Genomic DNA, 21,182 nt, shown 5'->3' on the forward strand with positions numbered 1-21,182 from the left:
TTTTGTTTTTTAAGTAGTTGATTAATGCCTTATATTCACGTCGATCAGGTAGTTATAATCTTCAATAAGAGGTAGATCTAGGATTTCGCGATTTTTCCATACATAAGCGCTGATTCCTGTACCAGGTAAGACCTTACGACCAGTGATGAAATGAATACAAGCACTGACTGTATTATCTGTGGTATATGTTCTGATGGTGGTCGATGGAAAGGTCAAAGCGTCTCCATCCACCCAGTTTACTCCATTCCATTCTGCAGCGTTTCTATAATATCCTGCTGTATAAAGGGAGTTGTTGTCACTGGCCAGCGAGGTAGTATAGTGCTCACCGATATTTTCCAGCGGGATTATCCGACCGTTCGTGAAAAGGTCAAAGGTATCGGTGGCTCCAGATTTGGCCAGCAGCAAACTTATTTGCGGTCCTGAGAGCCCTGCATCATCATCATTACTGAATGAGCATAGGAGTGCCATTATCGACAACGCGAGGAGCAGATGAAATGAGAAAGTTCGTTTCATAATAGTAGATTTTTGTTTAAATGATTTGTTGATGATATCGCTTTCGCGAAAGCGCATAACTGATCCATGCATGGCTATTAATTCAACTCGATGGTGTAGAAATAAGCCCATTTATCGTTGTCTCCATATTTGATAAAAGCGTATCCGCGCACTTTACGGGAACCATTGGATTCACTCAGCCAAAAGGTGTGACTAGTGCCTGGCACCACCTTGCGCCCATCCGAGGCATTGGCAAATTGAGCTGCAGAAAGCTGATAAGTCAGGTATTGCATAATAGGTTTCATAGGAACCGCTTCCTTTACTAATCTGTCTCTGGCATTGGATAGGGTTCTGGCCCGATCGTGTATAAAACTCAAATTGAGCATGGTATTGGAATAGTAACCCACAGGTTGATAGGCATGCAACAAATCCACAGGTATGATTGTATTGACTGGGTAATTATCTCCCTGTACATAGTTTCTGTTATTGGTATCCTCATACAAATTGTGGGAAAACTGGTGACCTTTTTCGTCATGTAAGGCCATATCAATCTTGATCTTGCCGAGTTCGCCTTGACCAATTCCTCGGTTTTCGTAGTTGGTAATACTCTGTAAAGTGATTTTTAATGGTGACTTGACCTCAGCGCCACGCTGATTCAGGTAGGTGATTCCATTAACGGTAATACGCCCGTATAATCCACGATCCCAACTCATCCTGATATCAAATTCGCCGCTGGTTTCCAGTTCATCTTCACTCGACGCAATTCTGGCATTGAATTCAAGACTGTTATATCCACCAAATACACCATATACATAATACTCCTTGCCATTGTAGTATAAGAATCCGCCTACCTTCCCAGCGGCATTTTGGATCAAATCCATATCGCCTAGTGAGGTGCGATAAGTTTTCCACATTTCCATGCCGCCCGGCTTGGTGGTCGTTCTCAAGGTGCCATCCCAATCTCCATCCCAATTGCGCACGCCAGGAGTGGTATCCCATTGCCAATCTCCTTTCCACGATTGGGACGTATGATTTTCTAGGGCCAGTTTGCCCGTGCTTGTACCGTTAGAAAAATCACCAGCAAGGATGGTTCCCCTGTCGCTTATGCTAAAGCTATTCAGCAACATATGGCCTCGTTTTTGGTAAAGCCCCACCGCTTTTTTTCCTGATCTGGATTTGATGAGATGTACCTCTCCATGGGTTGTATTGTAGATTCCTGTCTGCAGTTGTATGGCATCTGTGGCAAATGCATGGGTTATCCATGAACTGGCGAGCAGTAGGAGTAATGATCTAATAGTTTTCATTTGTTTTGATTTATAATTCGATGATTTCCACCCGACGGTTCAAGGCTTTTGCTGTCGCATCTTGTGAATTGGACAAAGGTTGTGATGACCCCACGCCTTCCGTTGATAATCGGTGGGCAGCAATTCCAAAATGTTCTTGCAACAATTGGCTGACCGCCTCTGCCCGCTTTCGCGAAAGCGACAGATTCATAGCTGCATCGCCATCCTGATCTGTATGTCCCACCAATTGATAATTTCGGCTGGTCTTTTCCATGGCTTGAGCGATGGTTTTAATCGTCGCATAAGATTGTGGCTGCACTTTACTGCTATTGGTATCAAACGTGATCCCATGTGCTTGATAACGGCCATCATCAAATAGACTTTGCGGGATGTCCACCTCACAAGCATATTTGATATTGCTGATATAAAAATGTTGATCAGCTGGACTAATTTTTGAGGCAAATCTCAGAGTACGGTAGGTGACTGTAGGATCAATGGCTTTGATGATATCCAACACTTTGTCTTTGTTGATATACATCTTGAGCCGCTCTCCTTTTTTTACGATAGAGATGTGGTTGACCGCGCCAGCCACTGCAGTCTTATTGGCCAATACAGGGTGTGGCGTCAAAGCACGAGCATCCCATTGCTTATTCGTAGTTTTCTTATACAGGATAGCCCCTTTTCCGCTTCCAGAGCCTAAACCTACGCGCAAATAAGTGTACGCTTTTCCTTTATAAGGTCTGCTGATGTAAGCATTGGGATCATCCAGATCGCTTAGAATGACATCAAAATGACGCGCAAAAGCATATTGATCTACTGGAAAATCATAGATGATATCAAATTCCAGGGTAAAATCGTCCTGCCATTGCTTGGCGATAGGTTCAGCCACTAGTGTTTTTTCCCCATTACCTAATCGCAACCACTTACCTGGCACCTCGCTAAGAGATACCACCTCTGCCCCTGCATTGGTATTCCAATGACTGGGAAAATCGCCAATTGCAGTTTGCTCAAAATTTTCAAAATACACTAATCGGTTGCCTGGTGTAAAATCAGAGGTTGAGTAAGCTTGAAAACTTGAAGCAGCGTCACCTGTGCTCATCATACTTCCCTCTGCATCTGAGGTTGAGGAATCGTTGGACATCATTCCAGGGTAGTCCTCACCAGCATCGGCTGGAACAGAATCTTGCCCAAAAAGCAAGTCGTCCACACCGCGATCTACTTTATCTTCAATTTTCTTTTCGGTTTGTTTGATTTTTTTGTTCACCTTGTCCTTTAAGTTCTTAAAGAGTTGTGCCTGTGCAGTTGTCATACTTAAAATGAATAACAAAGTCAGGATGGAAGTACATTTATTCATGATTTTGATTCTTTGGATTTGTAGATTGATGGGAGCGATCCAGAAAAGGTTAACATGTTCCTAAAAAATGTATCTTTAAACCAGTAACCAACTGCCCATGAATAAACAAGAGGTCATCCATCTGCTTAAAAAAGGTGATCGACGGTTTTTTGAAGAACAGTACCTACTCTACCAACAAGAGTTTCTGGGATTTGCTCACAAGCGCGGCATAGCGACCGACGATGCCGTAGAGATATACCAACAATCCTTTATCGCGCTGTTTGAAAATGCTGCCTCTGGAAAATTGACCGTACTCACCAGTAGTTTAAAGACCTACATATTTGGTATTGCCAAGTTGAAAATGCTGGAATATTTCAAAAAGCAACAGAAAACTGTTAACCTAGAAGAGATAACGAGCATTAACGAACAGCAGATAGATCCGTTTATTGAAGAAGGTCTTTCTACCGAAAAACAAAACCGGATGCAACAAGCGCTTCTGGACCTAGGAAAACGATGCAGGAATCTGATCGAGTTGTTTTATTTGCAAGGATTGAGTATCAAAGAAATCGTTCAAGCCGAATCATACACCAATGAAAATACGGTCAAGGCTCAGAAAAGCAGATGTATGAAGCAATTGCGCGAACTCGTAGAAAAAAGCTAATGGAAAAAGACGAACTCATACAGAAATTAATACTGGGTACAGCCAAGGACGAAGAGCAAGCCGAAGCTGAGCGCTTATTAAAAACGGATGCTGATTTTAGGCGAGACTGGGACGAAGCCAAGGAGGTGCATGCTGCGCTCATCAAAAACAAGAGTGCCGAACTCAAGGAAATGTTTCAGGACTTAGAAAATAAGACCCAGTCTTCCTCAGATCAGACGCCCGGTGATAAAGTTCGCTGGTTGTGGCCATTGATGGCAGCATCAGCTGCCGCTGTATTATTTTTGGTGTTCTTTGATTTGGGTAGCTCTAATCAAGAATTATATGATGCGTATTACGAGCCATACCGAAATGTGGTAACGAGTATAGAACGCGGAGATAACCTTAAAGACGATCTGGTCAGTCGTGCCTTTTATAATTATGAATTAAAGAAATACGATTTGGCTTATGAGCAGTTGGGTGAACTATACAGCAAGGATTCACAAGGGATTTATTTGTTTTATCAGGCCAATTCAGCCTTAGGGAACGAAGATTTGGAAAATGCCATCAAGCTCTACAAAGAACATCAACAACTTCAAGATGATTTTTACGCCAGGTCGAGATGGTATCTAGCGCTGTCTTATTTGAAAAATGGACAAGTGGAAATGTCCAGACACTTGTTGAAAGAGATTGTTTCTAGCGCTAGCTATAACTACAAAAATGCAGCCATCTTACTAAAGGAGATCCAGGATAAATGATTGGTCCTTATGAACCTATTGAAATTAAGACAAATAAACCCCTTCCTCTTCAGATGGCAAAGAATATCTGGCATGGCCCTAATTCTTTTGTTGATGGGATCAGTATGCATCAGCTGTAAAGACAGTACGCCAACAGATCAACCATCCATCAAATTAAGGGATCATCAAGAATTCGAGATCAAACATTCTGTGGATAGTCTATTAGTAGTCCTCGATTCTACCTCTAAAGCTAAAAAGTTTCAGGAGGCAAAAGAACTGATAAAGCATATCGCGGCCGCAATTCCAAAGGATACCAGCGCTTCTGAAAATACCATCATGGGCTGGTATTATGACACCCTTGACATGGTGCAAAGCGATGATGAATTGTGGCGTGAAACGTACACTTCTTTTGCAAAATCATATGCCAATCGCAAGGCTCCAGATTCTATTTTACTTATGGAAATGAATTTTAATGCAGCAGATGCAGTGAGTCAATCCGGGCATTATGCTATGGCTCAAAATTTTTACCTTAAAAACGCCAAGCAGATCTACAGCCAAATTAATAAAGAAATCTTGAGTGAGGAAGACCTTCAATATCTGAAGTCTGGCCGTATTGCTGTATTGAATTTGGAATTCAGACTGCACGATATCCTTGAAAACTTTGACGGATTCACCAACGAGTTGGCCCACATTAAATCCTCTATTGAACTTCATCCAGAAACACAATTCATCAAATCCCAAAGCTTTGATTTAATCACTAAAATATTTCAGAAAGAATTGCTTTCGGGCAAACTCCGAGAGGCTGATCTTTCTCTCAAAATGATGGAAAATTTACAGGATAAAAACAATTTTTCAGATCAGATCACCTATAAATACAGCCAGTTAAAATTACATGCTGCCAACAACAACTTGGCTTTGGCACTCGCAGAATTGGATAATATGATTTCCATATACAATAACTACGAATCCGAAGTAAATACCGTTGATCATCGCGTTGCCACAAATTATGTTCAAATAGCCCACGAGAAGATTTATGACCTTACTCAACAGGTAGATGCCAACAATATGCACTTGGAAGACCTACTATCCAAAGCACAATATTATAGCCAGAAGTATCCAGAAACCAGTATCAGTAATACCAACGGAATATTGCAAAGGCGAGTAAACAGGTATATAGACCTGGGCAAACTAGCCAAGGCAGATTCTCTTTTGGTAGCATATAAAAAAAATGCAAAGTTGTGGAATGATTTGAATCACCTAGAAAATATAAAAGTCCTCGAACAAAAATTAAACCTTTCCAAGAAAGATCTTCAAGGGGCCATTCACTCGATCAAACCCTGGCTGACTGCCGATTCCACATCACTGGTGATCAACGACTTGAATAAGGTGAAAAGAATATTGAAAGTCGTCCAGCATTTTCAGGAGTCACCCTTCCATGAACAAACAGCAAATGCCCATCGCCAACTATTAAACAACGCCATCACAGTAATTAATGACTATCGAGCCTTCAAAATCCCAGAGAATCACGAATTACAATTAATCGCTGAAATAAAATCTTCGCTTTTAACCTTAATGGCAGAATCAAAAGTACCATGGACTCATGATGAGAAACTTACAAGTCTGCTAAATCTTGAGAAATTGATTACTAAACAAGTAGACTTTAAAAGGTTTCTTCGGCACAACTTTAATACAGAAAACTGGGAACATAGGCTTGCAGAAATTCGCGAATTAGAGGTAAGACGGAACTTTTTGCTTGAAAAGCAATTCAATTCAAGTGATGGTCAACAAAAGATTTCAGATTCTCTAGCATCTGTCAATCTTAAATTACTAAACTCCAAAAAAGTACTGAAAAAGATCTTCCCTGATTATACCAATCTATTCGAAACTACTAATGTGTTCAACCAAATGGATGAGGACACGGATATCTTAAGAATTTATCAAACGGATAGTTTATCCTACGCGGCAATAATGAATCATGACAAGCTATTGATTTATTCATTAGGCAAAACTTCATTGCTAAGAAACGACATACATCAGATTCGAAATCAGATAAGTCTTAATTCTTCATTTGAAATCAACCAATTTGAATTACTGAATCGTCTTAAACAAATTGTAGACTCAAATTTTAAGTCCAGTAAGTATTTGAGTATAATTCCAGACGGTATGTTTGCCTCTTTACCTTTTGATTTGGTGACCAGCAAGCCTTTTGTTAGCAAGAGCCTAATAGGCGAATTCTCTACAAAAAAGCAACACGACCAACTCAATACCATTGCATTCAGCCCTTCTTACACCGGTGAAACTCCTTTGGCCTTAAGAACCAGAATTCGATCCGGCGCCTATGCATTACCATTTGCTCAAGAAGAGGCGCTTGAAATTTCTAAATTGTTTGATGCTGACTATTTTGAAGGAGGACAAGCAACTAAACAAAATTTTTTACAATTGGCTCCAAAGTATAATATGCATCATCTCGCAATGCATGCCATCGTGGATTCTGAGAAAGATAATAAGGCCCTACTAGTTTTTAATGGTGATGAAAACGAAGGACTATTAAACATAGAGGAAGTCTATGGTCTTAATTTAGATTCAGAATTGGTAACACTTAGCGCTTGTAATACAGCGATGGGAAAAAAAGATCCTATCGAGGGGTCCATGAGTTTATCCCGGGCATTTCAATATGCCGGTGCACGATCCACACTTACCAGTTTGTGGAGAGTTCCCGATCGGGAGACTTCGCAGATCATGAAGAGCTTTTACAATCATTTGAAAAATGGGGAACGCAAAGACGTCGCCCTGAAAATGGCTAAAACCGAGTATCTAGATAGCCAAATAGAAGAGCAATTTAAACAACCCTACTACTGGGCAGGTTTTGTTCTTACCGGTGATCCGTCACCAGTGGTAGACGATGGAACTCATTGGGTTTTAATTCTTATAGGTTTATCTGTCCTTGTCGGTATTATCTTGTTGGTGGCGCTTTCGCGAAAGCGGAAAAAAAGTTGATCCGTCTGTTAACCTTTGGGCTAGGGAGTACATCAAGTAAAAACTATACCCATGAAATTTGTGTTTATCTTATTATTCTTCTGCGTATACTCGACGGCCCAAAACTTGAGTTTGGTAGAAAAAATCAAACCTATGGACCAAAGCGGCGACCATCAATTCGGCAATGCTATTGACATTACTGGAGATTTAATGATCGTGGGAGATCGCAACAACAGGTATCAATTGGACGGTACACTTACCCCCAATCGATCTGGAGCCGCCTACATCTATCGCAAGGACGTCAATGACCAATGGCAGTTTGAGCAAAAATTGGTTTTTCCTGGCAGGCCTAATGAGGTTTCCTATGGCTGGGAAGTGGAGATCGATGGTGATTTGGCTTTTGTATCTGCTATTTTCGGGAATTTCAGCTCGGGATCCACTAATTTATTAGATCCCGGGTACCTTTTTGTTTATGCCTATGACGCATCGACCTCAAGTTGGTCATTATTACAACAATTACAAGCCCCAACCCAAGAATCAACTGCCTACTACGGCAGGGACTTTTCTTACCAAAATGGAACGCTTATCGTAGGAGAGCCCTGGCAAAGCCTGGATCCCATTACGGGTACAACAACCAATGCAGCTGGTGCGGTACACGTATATAAACGTGCGACTACTTCTGGGCTTTTCACCTTGCAACAGACCTTGGTCGCACCGAATCGGGTTTCAGGCGCCGGTTTTGGATGGGGATTGGACTTTGATCAGAATCGTTTGATCGTAGGGGCAGCCAGGGAGATGGATGCAAATAACAATTCTAATGTAGGAGCGGCCTACTATTTTGAAGAAAATCCCACCACGGGTTTCTATAACTTTAAGCAGCGCCTACTACCTGCCAATGCAAATGTCGGTGACTTTTTTGGGCATACCATCTGTACATTTGGAAGTTTTCTCGCGATTTCCTCTCCTGAAAAGGATATTCAAACCCCTACAACCACATGGTTTGATCAAGGGCTCGTGTATCTGTATAAATTCGATTCCACAACATCCACATGGACTGAAACTCAACAGATCACAACAACCAGCGCAGGTGGTAATATGAAATTTGGATTGGATATGGACTTAGAAAATGACCGGCTGGTCGTGGGATCACATAAAGATCGATATCCTTTTCCCACCAATCAGTTTCCAGCAGCGGTAGGAAGTGTATGGTATTTTGAGCTTGATGCTCAGGGTATAGTAGACCGGAGTGTACAGCGCTCAGTTTATGATGACAACAACACCAATTTTTCTGGAGATTTCGGATACGCTTGTGCTATTTCAGGCGATTTGATCGCAGTCGGTGCGATAAGGGATGAATTTGACGAGAATGCTATGTTTACAGGAATAGAAACAGGAGCTTCTTTTGTTTATCATTTGAACAATACTGCTGATGTTGAGAACCATAAGGAATCTGTTCTGATTTACCCCAATCCGGTAAAAGATTGGCTTCAAATAGAGGCACCCACCAGCATTCAGAGTTTACAAATAAGAGATATCAACGGTCGACTAATCCATAGTCAAGATCTGTCCAGAGCCTTGATGAAGTTGGATCTATCGACATGGAAACCTGGAATATACTTGCTCACTTTGGTGAATAATCAGGGAAATCGACTTTCTTATAAAATAATCAAAGAATAAGGGAACTGACTTTTACTAAAATTATTGATGCATAAAAAAAGCCTTTCAACAATGAAAGGCTTTTTTTAAAATCGTTATTTTGACTTACAAAGCATTAACATGCTTAGCAAGTTTAGACTTCAAGTTACTGGCTTTGTTATCGTGGATAACGTTTTTCTTAGCCAACTTGTCAATCATAGAGGTAACCTCTACAAAAAGCTTTTCAGCAGCCGACTTATCTTCCGTCTCCTTCAACTTTTTGATTGCATTACGTGTAGTTTTGTGCTGGTACTTGTTTCTAACTCGTGCCGCCTCATTTCTACGTATTCTCTTTAAAGCACTTTTGTGATTTGCCATATCTTTTTAAACATGGTTTCCAAAGAAACCGATTTATTTAGTAGCCCGTAGGGGAATCGAACCCCTCTTACCAGGATGAAAACCTGGCGTCCTAGCCGATAGACGAACGGGCCATTTATTTGTTCGTTTTAGCGGATGCAAAAATACATACATTTTTCAATTCTCCAAGAAGGAATCAAAAAAAATTAAAAAAATTAATACGCCTTGGCAAATAGCACCCGCCTATTCGACTTTTCACCCGTTAGCACGCATTTCCCTTCCTCCATTTTTGCATCCATCGGAATACATCTGATCGTTGCTTTGGTCAATTCCTTGATGCGCTCTTCTGTAGCTGCCGTTCCATCCCAGTGGGCGGAAATAAAACCACCTTTTGTTTTCAGGACTTCTTTAAATTCATCAAAGCTATTGACCTCTGTAATGTGTTGTTCCCTGTAGTCCATGGCCTTTTGCAGCAATGTCTTCTGGATTTCATCAAGTAAGTCTTTGACCTTTTTAGGGAGTCCATCTAAGGCCACAGTTTCTTTGGTTAAGGTATCTCTACGCGCCAATTCGACTGTTCCGTTAGCAAGGTCTCTTGCACCTATGGCGATACGTAAAGGTACGCCCTGAAGTTCATGCTGGGCAAATTTGGCTCCCGGACGTAAGGTGTCCCGAGAATCATATTTGACACTAACACCTTGTGCTCTAAGGTCTGCAGCAATTTTTTCGGCCGCTTGGGAAACTTCATCCAATTGATCTTGCCCTTTGTAAATAGGAACTATAACTACCTGATTTGGGGCCAAATTAGGAGGCAATACAAGCCCCTGATCATCGCTATGGGTCATAATTAAAGCCCCCATTAATCTTGTGGAAACACCCCATGACGTAGCCCAAACATATTCTTGATGGCCTTCTGAGGTAGCAAATTTGACATCAAATGCTTCAGCAAAGTTTTGGCCTAAAAAATGACTGGTTCCTGCTTGAAGTGCTTTACCATCCTGCATCAATGCTTCGATACAATAGGTTTCTACAGCTCCGGCAAAACGTTCACTTTCGGTTTTGATTCCCTTAATGACTGGTATAGCCATAAAATTCTCAACAAATGTTGCGTAGACATCATTCATTAGTTCGGCTTCCTGGATTGCTTCCTCTTTGGTTGCATGAGCGGTATGCCCTTCCTGCCAAAGAAATTCTGCAGTACGCAGGAACAGTCGAGTACGCATTTCCCAGCGCACCACATTGGCCCATTGGTTGATTAATAAAGGTAAATCACGGTAGGATTGAATCCAACCTTTGTAGGTATTCCATATGATCGCCTCACTAGTCGGTCGCACGACCAATTCCTCTTCGAGTTTGGCTTCTGGGTCCACCCGCAGTTTTCCAGGCTTATCAGGATCATTCTGCAGACGATAATGGGTCACAACAGCACATTCTTTGGCAAAACCTTCGGCATTCTTCTCCTCTGCTTCAAATAGACTTTTGGGAACAAATAATGGAAAATAAGCGTTTTGATGTCCGGTTTCCTTGAACATACGGTCCAATTCAGCTTGCATTTTTTCCCAAATGGCAAAACCATAAGGCTTAATTACCATACAACCCCTTACGGCACTATTCTCGGCTAAATCGGCCTTGACAACCAATTCATTATACCATTTTGAATAATCTTCTGCTCTACTCGTTAGGTTTTTTCCCATAATTATCGAACATGGCACAGAACTTGTGCTATATTTAGAAGTTTGTTAAAAGCTTTATCAGCCAGGCAAAACTACTTATTTTTATAATAAAAGTTATCAAAATTAAACGTCATGAATATATCTTACACTTATCGGTCCCATTTATCACAATGGGGAATTTTAATACTTCTGACGTCCCTTATTATTTCATGTGGTTCTTACGAGAGCGTTTCCTATAATGATGGAATTTACGGCGACAGCCCTGCACAAACTTATGTAGAGGACAACGAAGAGCAGGTGCCAGCCTATGAGGACAACTCAAGTGCTTATTACCAATCTCTCTTCGCTCAGGGTGCTGAAAAACATGGAAACAACTTTGTACAAGACACAGTATTTACGGATGTAGAGGCGTACACCTCTTCCAGTTATGATGAAACGAATCCTGATTACACGGCTTCCTATGGAGGTGGTCAACCCGCTTGGGGTTCTAATCCTTCCGAAATTAACATCAATTACTATAATGGTGGTTGGGGATGGAACAACTGGCGTTGGAATGCTGGCTTAGGATGGAACAATTGGGGCTGGAATGGCTTTTATGGTCCAAGATGGAATCGCTTTGGATGGGGTTGGAATGCCGGATGGGGATGGAATAACTTGGCCTGGAATGGAGGCTGGGGTTGGAATGCTGGTTGGGGATGGAACACCTGGGGCTGGAATAATGGCTTCTACGGAGGATATCTTTACCCTTATAATGGTTACAGATATGCTTACCACAACGCACGCAATTATAGAAATTATGCTTACGGCACAGATCGTTATGGACGTACACGTTATGATCGCAGTGCTGTGAACAGTAGAAGTACTTCCAGAAGTGCGAGATCCTCACAAGTTAATAGAGCTGGCAGTTACGGGCGCAATAGAAGCGGTGTATATGATCGATCCAATGGAACGAATACCAGAAGAAGTACCACGACCCGTCGCAGTTCATCGCGCAGTAGATCGGTAAGTCCAACAAGATCTAGTCGCAGCAGATCAGCAAGTCCCTCAAGGTCTAGTCGCAGCAGCAATGCACGCAGTGGCTCTTCCAGATCTAGTAGATCATCTGGATCTATGCGTTCAGGATCCTCTAGTAGATCCTCATCAGGACGTTCTTCTGGTGGTGGCGGTAGAAGCAGCGGTAGATCATCTGGAAGACGAGGCTAATTAGAATCCCATTTATTATGAAGTATATAATTTTTTACAGCGCACTCTTCTGTGCGCTTTTTTCTACGGCGCAAAACCTTGCTGACGGATTGGAATACACTGGCACTGATTTATCAGGTACAGCCAGATACAGAGCTTTAAGTGGTGCTTTTGGCGCATTGGGTGGAGATCTAAGCGCGATGGGGAATAACCCTGCTGGATCCGTAGTTTTCGCTAACAATTATGCAGGTTTTACCTTAACCTTAAATCGAAACAATAATTCCACAACCTATTTCGGTTCAGGGCTGGAGTCCAATAACTCTGATTTTACAATTGGTCAAGCTGGAGGTGTATTGGTGTTCAAAAACACAGAAGAAACAAGTTTGACAAAATTCGCTTTTGGACTCAATTATGACATGACGCGCAATTACGATAATAGTGTCAACTTTAGGGGGACAAGCCCAACTTCTGTATCCAACTACTTTCTTAATAATGCCAACGGAATAGCTTTAGAAAATTTCACGGTCATGAACAATGAAACCGTCGGCGGTCTTTACCAATTTTTAGGAGAAGAATTTGGTTTCGGAGGACAAATTGGTTTTTTGGGATATGAATCATTTTTGTTAAATGCTGTCGATGAAAACGATCCCAATAATACCCAATACTTATCAGCGACAGGTACTGGAAGTTTTGATCAGGATTATCTTCGGGAAACCACTGGTAGCCAAAGTAAGATAAGCTTTAACGCTTCTATGCAATTAAATAATAAATGGAATTTTGGAATCAACCTGAATTCGCATGTACTGAATTACGAACGCCTGTTAAGCATTATTGAGAACAATACCAATGCGGACGCCTCAGTTAATAACGTACGCTTTGACAATCTGTTGGTAACAGAAGGCTCTGGGTTTTCTGCTCAGTTGGGGTTTATAGGTAAAATCACGGAATCATTTCGGATAGGCGCCACTTACGAGTCTCCTACTTGGTACCGTATCAACGAATCAAATAGCCAAGATATTAGCACGATCAGCAATAATGGAGGCAATTCAAGCTCTGCATTTGTACAACCCAATGTTATCAACGTATTTGCCCCCTATGATTTGAGATCTCCAGGTAGCTTAACGGGAAGCTTGGCTTATATCTTCAATAAAAAAGGCTTGATCAGTTTTGATTACACCACCAGAGATTACAGCCGTATTAAATTTAGTCCTGATTCTGATCCATTATTTGCTACAAACAATGATTTAGCCTCTAGCGAACTGACTCGAGCTAGCAGCATAAGATTGGGAGCCGAATATCGCATCAAGCGCTTGTCCTTAAGAGGAGGTTATCGTATAGAACAAACACCGTACGAAAACGAAGATATTATGGGAGATTTGACTGGTTATAGTCTAGGCCTAGGTTATACTTGGGGCTCAACAACTTTGGATTTATCCTATGACCGTGCTGAGCGGGATTATTCACAGCAATTATTTGATACTGGACTCACCACCAGCGGTAACGTGCAAAACACTAGGAATAACATTGTACTAACTCTAGGTTTCAATCTATAGCCATCAATTATAGTAAAGAAGTAAAAAACTCCCAAATCTTAGATTTGGGAGTTTTTTTTATTGTGAGACCTCTAGATCATCATATCAATAATTAAATGATAAGTACAAACCTCTTTTTGTATCGTATACGTCACGCTCGGAACATATAACTAAACGGCTATGGACTGATCATTCTGTACTTATACTTGGTCAATACTAAAATTAAATAACAGTCTAAAGCCTACAGGGATCAGATAAATTCTAATTTGCGACGATGACCCCGCTTTCGCGAAAGCGAATTAAGAAACACCAGAGACCAAAGTAATCACTAAGGACAAAATAACCATTGATCAACGCTTCATCGCAAAGTGTCCACTGGCCTCTCTGGTTTGTCCATCAAAGGAATATTCTATCTTGAACCAGTAATCCGTACTTGGCAATGGCTGTCCATTATAACTACCATCCCAACCAGGACCTGTAGTATCTAATTGTTTGATAAGCTTGCCGTATCGGTCAAAAATATAGAGTTTGGTGCCTGGCAGGCGATCACCTCCAACAATATTCCAGGTATCATGAATACCATCTGCATTAGGAGTAAAATAATCTGGGTAGCCAAAAACAAATATTTCAACAACTATCTCTCCACAACCACTACGCTCGGCGATCGTAACTGTATGGGGTCCTGGAGATACATCATTAAAGATTCCAGTATACAGGTACGGGCCATCATCCAGACTGAACCAATAGTTGTCTGGTCCTTCTGCAGTTGCGATAACTTGATGAGTTTTATCAAATGGATCCGTAGTAACCTCTACGTTGTAGATGTCAGGAACACTCGCCACCCTTACATTGGTAGTAGTAGAGCCCTGACAACCAGTAGCTATCTCAGTAGCAATTACCTCATAATTCCCTGCATCTTCTACCTCGATGGCAGCAGTATTATCGGCCAACACAGTTCCATCACGCATCCATTCAAAATCATACATTGCATCACTCAGGCCTGTATCAAGAATTTCAGGACCGTTGACCAGATTACCGTTTTCATCTTTACAAACGACATATTGAGGTAACAAAACAGGCTCAGGTAACTCATTAAATACTAGATTGAGTGTCGTAAAGCTCACACAATCGGTGTTATTATCATCTACCCTGGCAATAATGCTGGTATTTTGAGTAAAGGTAAAATTGTTTGACAGCTCATTGATTTCGGCATCTGCATCGGACTGGGAAGCAAAGAAGCTAACCGTGTTGCCTAATTGACCAGCGGTAATTTGGTCTACTGTGGAACTTAAGTCGGCTACCGCAGAACCGTCGCCTGAATCACAAACCTCAAGATCCATGGGCATCACTGCAATAGGAGCATCAACCGCCTCCAGCTGGAGCGTGCCTGTCGTAAAGCAACCCGTATCAAAAACAATCCTATAATGAATGGTTTGTGGATTGGCCGTGCTGTTGTAAGCATTTTCATCTAATACTGCGTTTCCTGCCAATGCATCTGCAAGGTTTTCGTGATAAGTTATATTGACATTAGATTGACCAGCGATGATAGCCGTAGTTGCGTCAGACAAACTAAAAGTGGCGCTACCGTCCATATCAGCATCACACTCCTCCAGAACAACCGAATTATTGGTATCGGGTACTGGACTTACAATCAAGTCAAACATGACGCTATTTGTACACAGGGTTAAATTATTTGTAACCGTTGCAGTGATGGTTTCAGGACTGGACACATTGTTATAAGTTGCGTTAACAGCGTTTCCTCCACTAGTGTACGTGATGGTATAATCATTTGGGTTCAAACCATTCAACAAGACAAGGTTGTTCTGGGTCAGGTCAAAAGACTCCGTTCCGTCTGCAGAAGGGTCATCACACAAGGTGAGATCTGGAGGCGTAGTTAAATCGGGTACTGGATTAACAATGAGATCAAAATCCGTGAAGGCCTCACATTGCATAGCGTTATTATTTTCTACCCTTACCCAGATGGTCTGCGGACTAGTAGTATTATTAAAGCCAGCCGTATTGGTAATTGGTGAATTCCCGCTAGCCGCATCAGCCTGGGATTCATGATAAGTAACAGCATAAAGCATAGGATCTTGAGCTCCCAGAACAGTAGGAGTCAAAACATCAAGGGCAAAGGAAGCTACACCATCATTAGAAAGGTCATCACAGACTTCTATATCAGCAATGGGATTAGCCTGAGGTTGGGGGTGCACTATCAAATTAAATGAGTCTATACTGTAGCAAGCTGGTGACGAATTGTTTTCTATGCGCACGTGAATGGTTTCCATGTTTGGTGTTGCATTGGCATAGGCCATCGGGTTGACTATAGGATTATTTCCTACCATCGCATCTGCCTGAGACTGGAAAAATCTAATACTGTTTTGTGCAGGATCTTGAGCACCTAATATGGTGGCGTCAAGTGTGGTGAGATCAAAGACCTCAATACCATCATTGGACAAGTCGTCGCAGGTCTCCAAATCGTTCACACCAGCGACCACCGCTCTTCTATTAACAATAAGGTCAAAGCTATTGGTGTCGGCGCAGGAGGGATCAAACACACTTTCTACCCTTGCATAGATGGTCTGCGGGGAGGTAGTATTGGAATAGGATGTGGCATTAATAGGATTGGCACCAGAGGCCGCATCAACGGGTAATTCATGAAATGTCACCACAAAATCAGCAGGGTTCTGAGTACCAAGAATTGCTGGAATTTGAGTAATAAGATTAAATAGTTCCACACCATCATTGGTGACATCATCACAGGTTTCCAAATTATTGACCGGATTAGCGACCACATTGGCAGAAACGTTAATCATAAATGGCAGAATAGCGTTACAACTAGGATCGGCAGTACTTTCAACGCGTATATAAATTGTTTGTGATCCAGACAATTGAGTATATGGGTCTGGTAACGCATTTGAACCTGCCTGAGCATCTGCCATGGTAGGATGAAAAGTCAAATTAAAACCGCTCCCACTGGTTCCACCTCCACCAGAGCCCATCAAATTGGCATTGACGTAAGCGGTTAAATCAAAATTGACCAATGGCCCACAATTGTTTAAATCAGGTACACTGAGCTGCCCAAAATCAACAAATTCTACCGTAAACCCTCCTGGATCTACCGTCAGACAATTGGTTGTTAAATTCGTAATGGTAGCATAAATAGTTTGTGGGTTGGAAGTTGGTGTAAAAGTAGCTGGATTGGTGATGGAATTCACCGCATTTTCCGCATCTGCCAAGGAGGTATGATAAGTCACCACATGATCTGTGGTAGACAATCCATTCAGCACCACAGCATCATTTTGGGTAAGATCAACGTTTCCAGTAGCATTACACTCCACAATATCGTTAGGTACCGCATCTAAAATCTCCTGCTCAACGTTAATACAAACGTCAGTGGTATAAGTACAGCCAAAATCATCAATAAATTCAAAAGTGTAACAATTTTGTCCACTAGTGGTTGGAGTTACTGTGATTACATTTCCATTGTTAGCAGTAATAGAAGGATCCGGCAACCACTGTTCACTACTACTGGCAGGGGTAAAGGACAAATCACCAGGAATAATGGCCGGATTAAAATTGATTCCCCAATAAAAAATATATCCATTGTCAGAACCTAAATTGTCTGTTACCGTAATACACCATTGTCCGTTAAGTGGACTCCCAATGAAATTGGAATAGGGATCCACTGGCAGATAATCACCTGCTTGAATAGTCCCATTCCCTATGGCCGCTTGAGCCCAAGTTTGCGCAGCAGATTCGTTGAAAACATAATCAAATCCCGTACCCGGAGTCAAATCAGAATCAACATCTATAGGTACACCGAGAAAGGTATTACCTCCATTACTGAATTCATGTAAACTGACCTGGCTTCCGTTTGGCGCAGTGATCAACACCTCCAAGTCCCCCAGATAAGAATGCTCCATATTGAGGAAAAAATCCACGATGTCACTTGCCGCATTCACCGAGGCTCCTTGCGGGAACAAGTCGACGTCGATGCAAGTTTGGTAAGACACCCCACTTCCATCAGGTAGGAAAGTTTGACCCGTTACTGGAGGTGAAGGGGAAATCGCAAAGTTTTGTGGGGTTACCACTCCGGTAAGATCGGTAGATTCTCCAAAACAAATATTGGGATCACTGGCCATAGTTCCTGTAAAATCAGGGGTAGTGGAAACAAATACGGTCAGGTCAATTTCCTCTCTATCGGTACAACCGGTGTTGTCGGTAACCACAAAACGCGTTTGATAAATACCTGGGGTGGTATAGGTAGCTGTTTGTACCTGCCCTGGATTCAAGCCATTGCCATCCGCAAGGTCCCATTCATAGGTTGCACCTGTACCGTCCGTCCCAAAGGTCGCAGAACCATCAAATGTAACAGTATCTCCCTGACAGATTTTGACAATTCCGTCAGATGGATCTGCGGCAGGTGTGGTGACGATATTGGTGGTTATCGATTGACATGGGTCAAAACAGGTGCGGTCCGCACGCCATCCTGCGTTGTTATTATCAACACTGTTTGAAGTAAAGGTCACCAAAAGACAACCTGTAGGATTTGTAGGCGAGGCTCTAAGCATACCTAATGGCATCGTTGTATTGGTAGCGGTAGCAAGAACAGGAGAAGTTACGCTATCACCATCATATATGGTTAAAAAATCACCTGGACCAATATCCACAATGGGAATGTTCATCTGCACTCTGTCAGTGGGTATAGTCGGGCACAAAAGGATCTGACCATTTTCATTGATTCCATAATTACCCGTAGACCCTCCACTATCGTTAACAAAGGCATACGCACAACTGTTACTTCTGATTTGACTATTGGCAGGCATATTGAGTACCTGTTGAGCAAATAAGGGAAGACTGAAAAAAAGCAATGCTAATTGAAGGAAGAGTCTCATCTGACTATAGTTTTGAAAAGGATTAAAACAAATATCTGAATTTTCATTAACATAGACTTAACTTAAAGCTTTAAATTTCTATCACAAAAAGCCTATAATAAGGCTTACTAATTTGCTTCTTTGTAAATTTGCTCCCATTGTTGTATACAGCTTGAGACAAGATTCCATGAAGATAGAAGACCTATTAGAAAACATCGAGGACCACGATCACTTGTCCTCTAATGAAGAAACCCCTTTGCGCGCTGATGCGTTTGCCCTGAGTGATGCCGAAAAGATAGAAAGCATCAAAAAAGATGTTCATCATATCCTGGAAACCTTGGGCATGGATATGACGGATGATTCGTTGAAGGGTACGCCCAACAGGGTAGCTAAAATGTTTGTGCAAGAGATTTTCGGCGGATTACGACCCGATAAAAAACCCAGTGCCAGTACTTTTGATAACAAGTACAAATACGGCGAGATGCTGGTGGAAAAAAACATCGTAGTATATTCGACCTGCGAGCATCACTTATTACCTATCGTAGGTAGAGCTCACGTGGCTTACATCTCCAATGGTAGCGTGGTAGGTCTGTCCAAAATGAATAGGATTGTAGACTATTATGCCAAACGCCCACAAGTACAAGAACGTCTAAACATTCAAATCGTACGCGAATTGCAAAAAGTCTTGAATACCGATGACGTTGCCTGTGTGATTGATGCCAAACACCTTTGTGTCAACAGCAGAGGAATACGCGATATTGAAAGCAGCACCGTGACCGGCGAATTCGGTGGTAAATTTAAAGAAGCTGGCATCCGTAGAGAATTCTTGGACTACATCAAAATGGACACTAAATTCTAAAGCGAAATGTCGCTAGAGGAGCTGGAGATTTAAGTCAATTTTTTTTGTTTCGCTTTCGCGAAAGCGAACACCATCCACTGCAACCAGAACAATACCTAGAATTAATCAATATCATCCCCATGGCCTTATACCAAGAAAACGAAGTCAAGATTTACAACTCTCTTACCGGGAAAAAGGAGGCTTTTAAACCCATTCTTCCAGGCCGGGTGGGGATGTATGTTTGTGGACCAACAGTCTATAGTAATGTTCATTTGGGTAACTGTAGAACGTTTATCAGTTTTGATATGATCTTTAGGTACCTCAAGCATTTGGGCTATAATGTGAGATACGTGCGCAATATCACAGATGCAGGACATCTTACCGATGACGCAGATCAAGGCGAAGACAAAATTTCCAAAAAAGCAAGATTGGAAAAAATTGAGCCCATGGAAGTTGTCCAACAATACACACTGGATTTTCACAAAGTAATGGCGCAGTTTAATGCCCACCCACCTAGCATAGAGCCTACCGCCACAGGCCATATCGTTGAGCAAATCGAGATCATCAAAAACATCTTGGATAAAGGATATGCCTATGAAAAAAACGGTAGTATCTACTTCAATGTACTCAAATTCAATCAAGACCATGAGTATGGCAAACTGAGCGGCCGTAAGCTGGAGGACATGATTGCGAATACCCGCGAACTCACCGCACAAAGTGAAAAAGAGAATCCGCAGGACTTTGCCTTGTGGAAAAAAGCCAGCCCAGAGCATATCATGAGATGGCCCAGTCCGTGGGGCGATGGATTTCCCGGATGGCACCTGGAATGTACGGTAATGAGCTCCAAGTATCTGGGAGAAACATTTGACATCCATGGTGGTGGGATGGACCTGAAATTCCCGCACCACGAATGCGAAATCGCACAAGGAGAAGCTGCCCATGGACACTCTCCAGTTAATTACTGGATGCATGCCAATATGTTGACGCTCAACGGTCAAAAAATGTCCAAATCCACTGGAAACAGCATCTTACCTCAAGAGCTTTTTACCGGAGAAAATGATTTCATGGAAAAGGCTTTTGCCCCAAGCGTCGTCAGATTTTTTATGATGCAAGCACATTACGGCTCTATACTTGACTTTAGTAATGAGGCCATACTTGCGGCTGAAAAAGGCTTTAACCGCCTGACCGAAGCCATCAAAATCATGGATCAATTATCGCCCGTTGATCGATCCAGCGTGGACATTGCTTCTTGGAAATCCAGTTGCTATGCTGCGATGAACGATGATTTTAATACGCCTATTTTGATTGCCGAATTGTTCAATGCGGTCAAATATATACATGCCATCAAGGAGGGGACCGAGCAAATTTCAACCCAGGACCTCAAGGAATTTAAAACTTGTATGCAGGCTTTTTATACTGATGTTCTAGGTTTAAAAAACGATCAGGATGCCACCACACAAGACGGAAAGCCTCTGGATGGAGCCATGAAATTGATTATTGAACTCAGGGCGCAAGCTAGGGCCAATAAGGACTGGGCTACTAGTGATAAAATAAGGGACGAATTGGCTGCAGCAGGCATCCAGCTCAAAGATGGGGCCGAAGGAACCAGCTACAGCTTGGAATAATACTT

At 42.0% G+C, this 21,182-nt stretch carries 14 protein-coding genes and 1 tRNA gene; 8 read left to right on the top strand and 7 right to left on the bottom strand.

All coding sequences use genetic code 11. The annotated features are described in order from the left end of the window. Positions 1-21: 21 nt before the first annotated feature. The 3 genes from EGM47_RS07995 to EGM47_RS08005 form a co-directional block, all read right to left on the bottom strand. On the bottom strand, positions 22-513 hold the full coding sequence (locus EGM47_RS07995; RefSeq protein WP_124980245.1) for a hypothetical protein: 492 nt from the start codon (positions 511-513) through the stop codon (positions 22-24). 77 nt (positions 514-590) lie between these two features. Next, the gene (locus tag EGM47_RS08000) at positions 591-1,796 is read right to left on the bottom strand and encodes a hypothetical protein (RefSeq protein ID WP_124980246.1); all 1,206 of its coding nucleotides are present in this window, start codon (positions 1,794-1,796) and stop codon (positions 591-593) included. A 10-nt stretch (positions 1,797-1,806) separates the two neighbouring features. Beyond that, positions 1,807-3,129, bottom strand: coding sequence for an OmpA family protein (locus tag EGM47_RS08005; RefSeq protein ID WP_124980247.1), 1,323 nt, complete (start codon positions 3,127-3,129; stop codon positions 1,807-1,809). A gap of 97 nt (positions 3,130-3,226) precedes the next feature. Here EGM47_RS08005 and EGM47_RS08010 point away from each other — a divergent pair, with 97 nt between their 5' ends. The 4 genes from EGM47_RS08010 to EGM47_RS08025 all read left to right on the top strand — a co-directional run bounded on the left by EGM47_RS08010 (position 3,227) and on the right by EGM47_RS08025 (position 9,135). Then, entirely contained in the window at positions 3,227-3,769 is a 543-nt protein-coding gene (locus tag EGM47_RS08010; protein ID WP_124980248.1) for an RNA polymerase sigma factor, read from the top strand. Continuing rightward, positions 3,769-4,503, top strand: coding sequence for a hypothetical protein (locus EGM47_RS08015; RefSeq protein WP_124980249.1), 735 nt, complete (start codon positions 3,769-3,771; stop codon positions 4,501-4,503). The genes EGM47_RS08010 and EGM47_RS08015 overlap by 1 nt, the downstream gene beginning before the upstream one ends. A gap of 72 nt (positions 4,504-4,575) precedes the next feature. Continuing rightward, positions 4,576-7,479 (top strand): CHAT domain-containing protein, encoded by a 2,904-nt coding sequence (locus EGM47_RS08020; protein ID WP_164510843.1) that lies wholly within the window; start codon positions 4,576-4,578, stop codon positions 7,477-7,479. Positions 7,480-7,530: 51 nt separating this feature from the next. Then, a complete protein-coding gene (locus EGM47_RS08025; RefSeq protein WP_124980251.1) occupies positions 7,531-9,135 on the top strand; it encodes a T9SS type A sorting domain-containing protein in 1,605 nt (534 codons plus the stop codon). 84 nt (positions 9,136-9,219) lie between these two features. On the opposite strand, the gene rpsT is transcribed toward EGM47_RS08025, so the two are convergent. From rpsT to proS, 3 genes are all read right to left on the bottom strand, one after another. Continuing rightward, positions 9,220-9,471: a 30S ribosomal protein S20 gene (gene rpsT / locus EGM47_RS08030; protein WP_124980252.1), complete on the bottom strand. Its 252-nt coding sequence runs from the start codon at positions 9,469-9,471 to the stop codon at positions 9,220-9,222. A 41-nt stretch (positions 9,472-9,512) separates the two neighbouring features. Next, a tRNA-Glu gene (locus EGM47_RS08035) sits at positions 9,513-9,584 on the bottom strand. An 81-nt stretch (positions 9,585-9,665) separates the two neighbouring features. Further along, complete coding sequence (gene proS, locus EGM47_RS08040; protein WP_124980253.1) at positions 9,666-11,144, bottom strand: proline--tRNA ligase; 1,479 nt, start codon at positions 11,142-11,144, stop codon at positions 9,666-9,668. 111 nt (positions 11,145-11,255) lie between these two features. Here proS and EGM47_RS08045 point away from each other — a divergent pair, with 111 nt between their 5' ends. Next, positions 11,256-12,326: a hypothetical protein gene (locus tag EGM47_RS08045; protein WP_124980254.1), complete on the top strand. Its 1,071-nt coding sequence runs from the start codon at positions 11,256-11,258 to the stop codon at positions 12,324-12,326. Between the two features lie 17 nt (positions 12,327-12,343). Next, a complete protein-coding gene (locus tag EGM47_RS08050; protein WP_124980255.1) occupies positions 12,344-13,858 on the top strand; it encodes an OmpP1/FadL family transporter in 1,515 nt (504 codons plus the stop codon). Positions 13,859-14,187: 329 nt separating this feature from the next. Here EGM47_RS08050 and EGM47_RS08055 read toward each other — a convergent pair whose 3' ends face one another. After that, the gene (locus EGM47_RS08055; protein WP_124980256.1) at positions 14,188-18,735 is read right to left on the bottom strand and encodes a T9SS type B sorting domain-containing protein; all 4,548 of its coding nucleotides are present in this window, start codon (positions 18,733-18,735) and stop codon (positions 14,188-14,190) included. A 166-nt stretch (positions 18,736-18,901) separates the two neighbouring features. Here EGM47_RS08055 and folE point away from each other — a divergent pair, with 166 nt between their 5' ends. Both folE and cysS read left to right on the top strand, forming a co-directional pair. Further along, entirely contained in the window at positions 18,902-19,573 is a 672-nt protein-coding gene (gene folE / locus EGM47_RS08060; protein ID WP_124980257.1) for a GTP cyclohydrolase I FolE, read from the top strand. Positions 19,574-19,692: 119 nt separating this feature from the next. After that, positions 19,693-21,177, top strand: a complete 1,485-nt coding sequence (cysS, locus tag EGM47_RS08065; protein WP_124980258.1) for a cysteine--tRNA ligase — start codon at positions 19,693-19,695, stop codon at positions 21,175-21,177. Positions 21,178-21,182 lie beyond the last annotated feature (5 nt).

Origin of the sequence: Nonlabens xiamenensis (assembly GCF_003865345.1) — a bacterium.
GTDB classification, from domain to species: domain Bacteria; phylum Bacteroidota; class Bacteroidia; order Flavobacteriales; family Flavobacteriaceae; genus Nonlabens; species Nonlabens xiamenensis.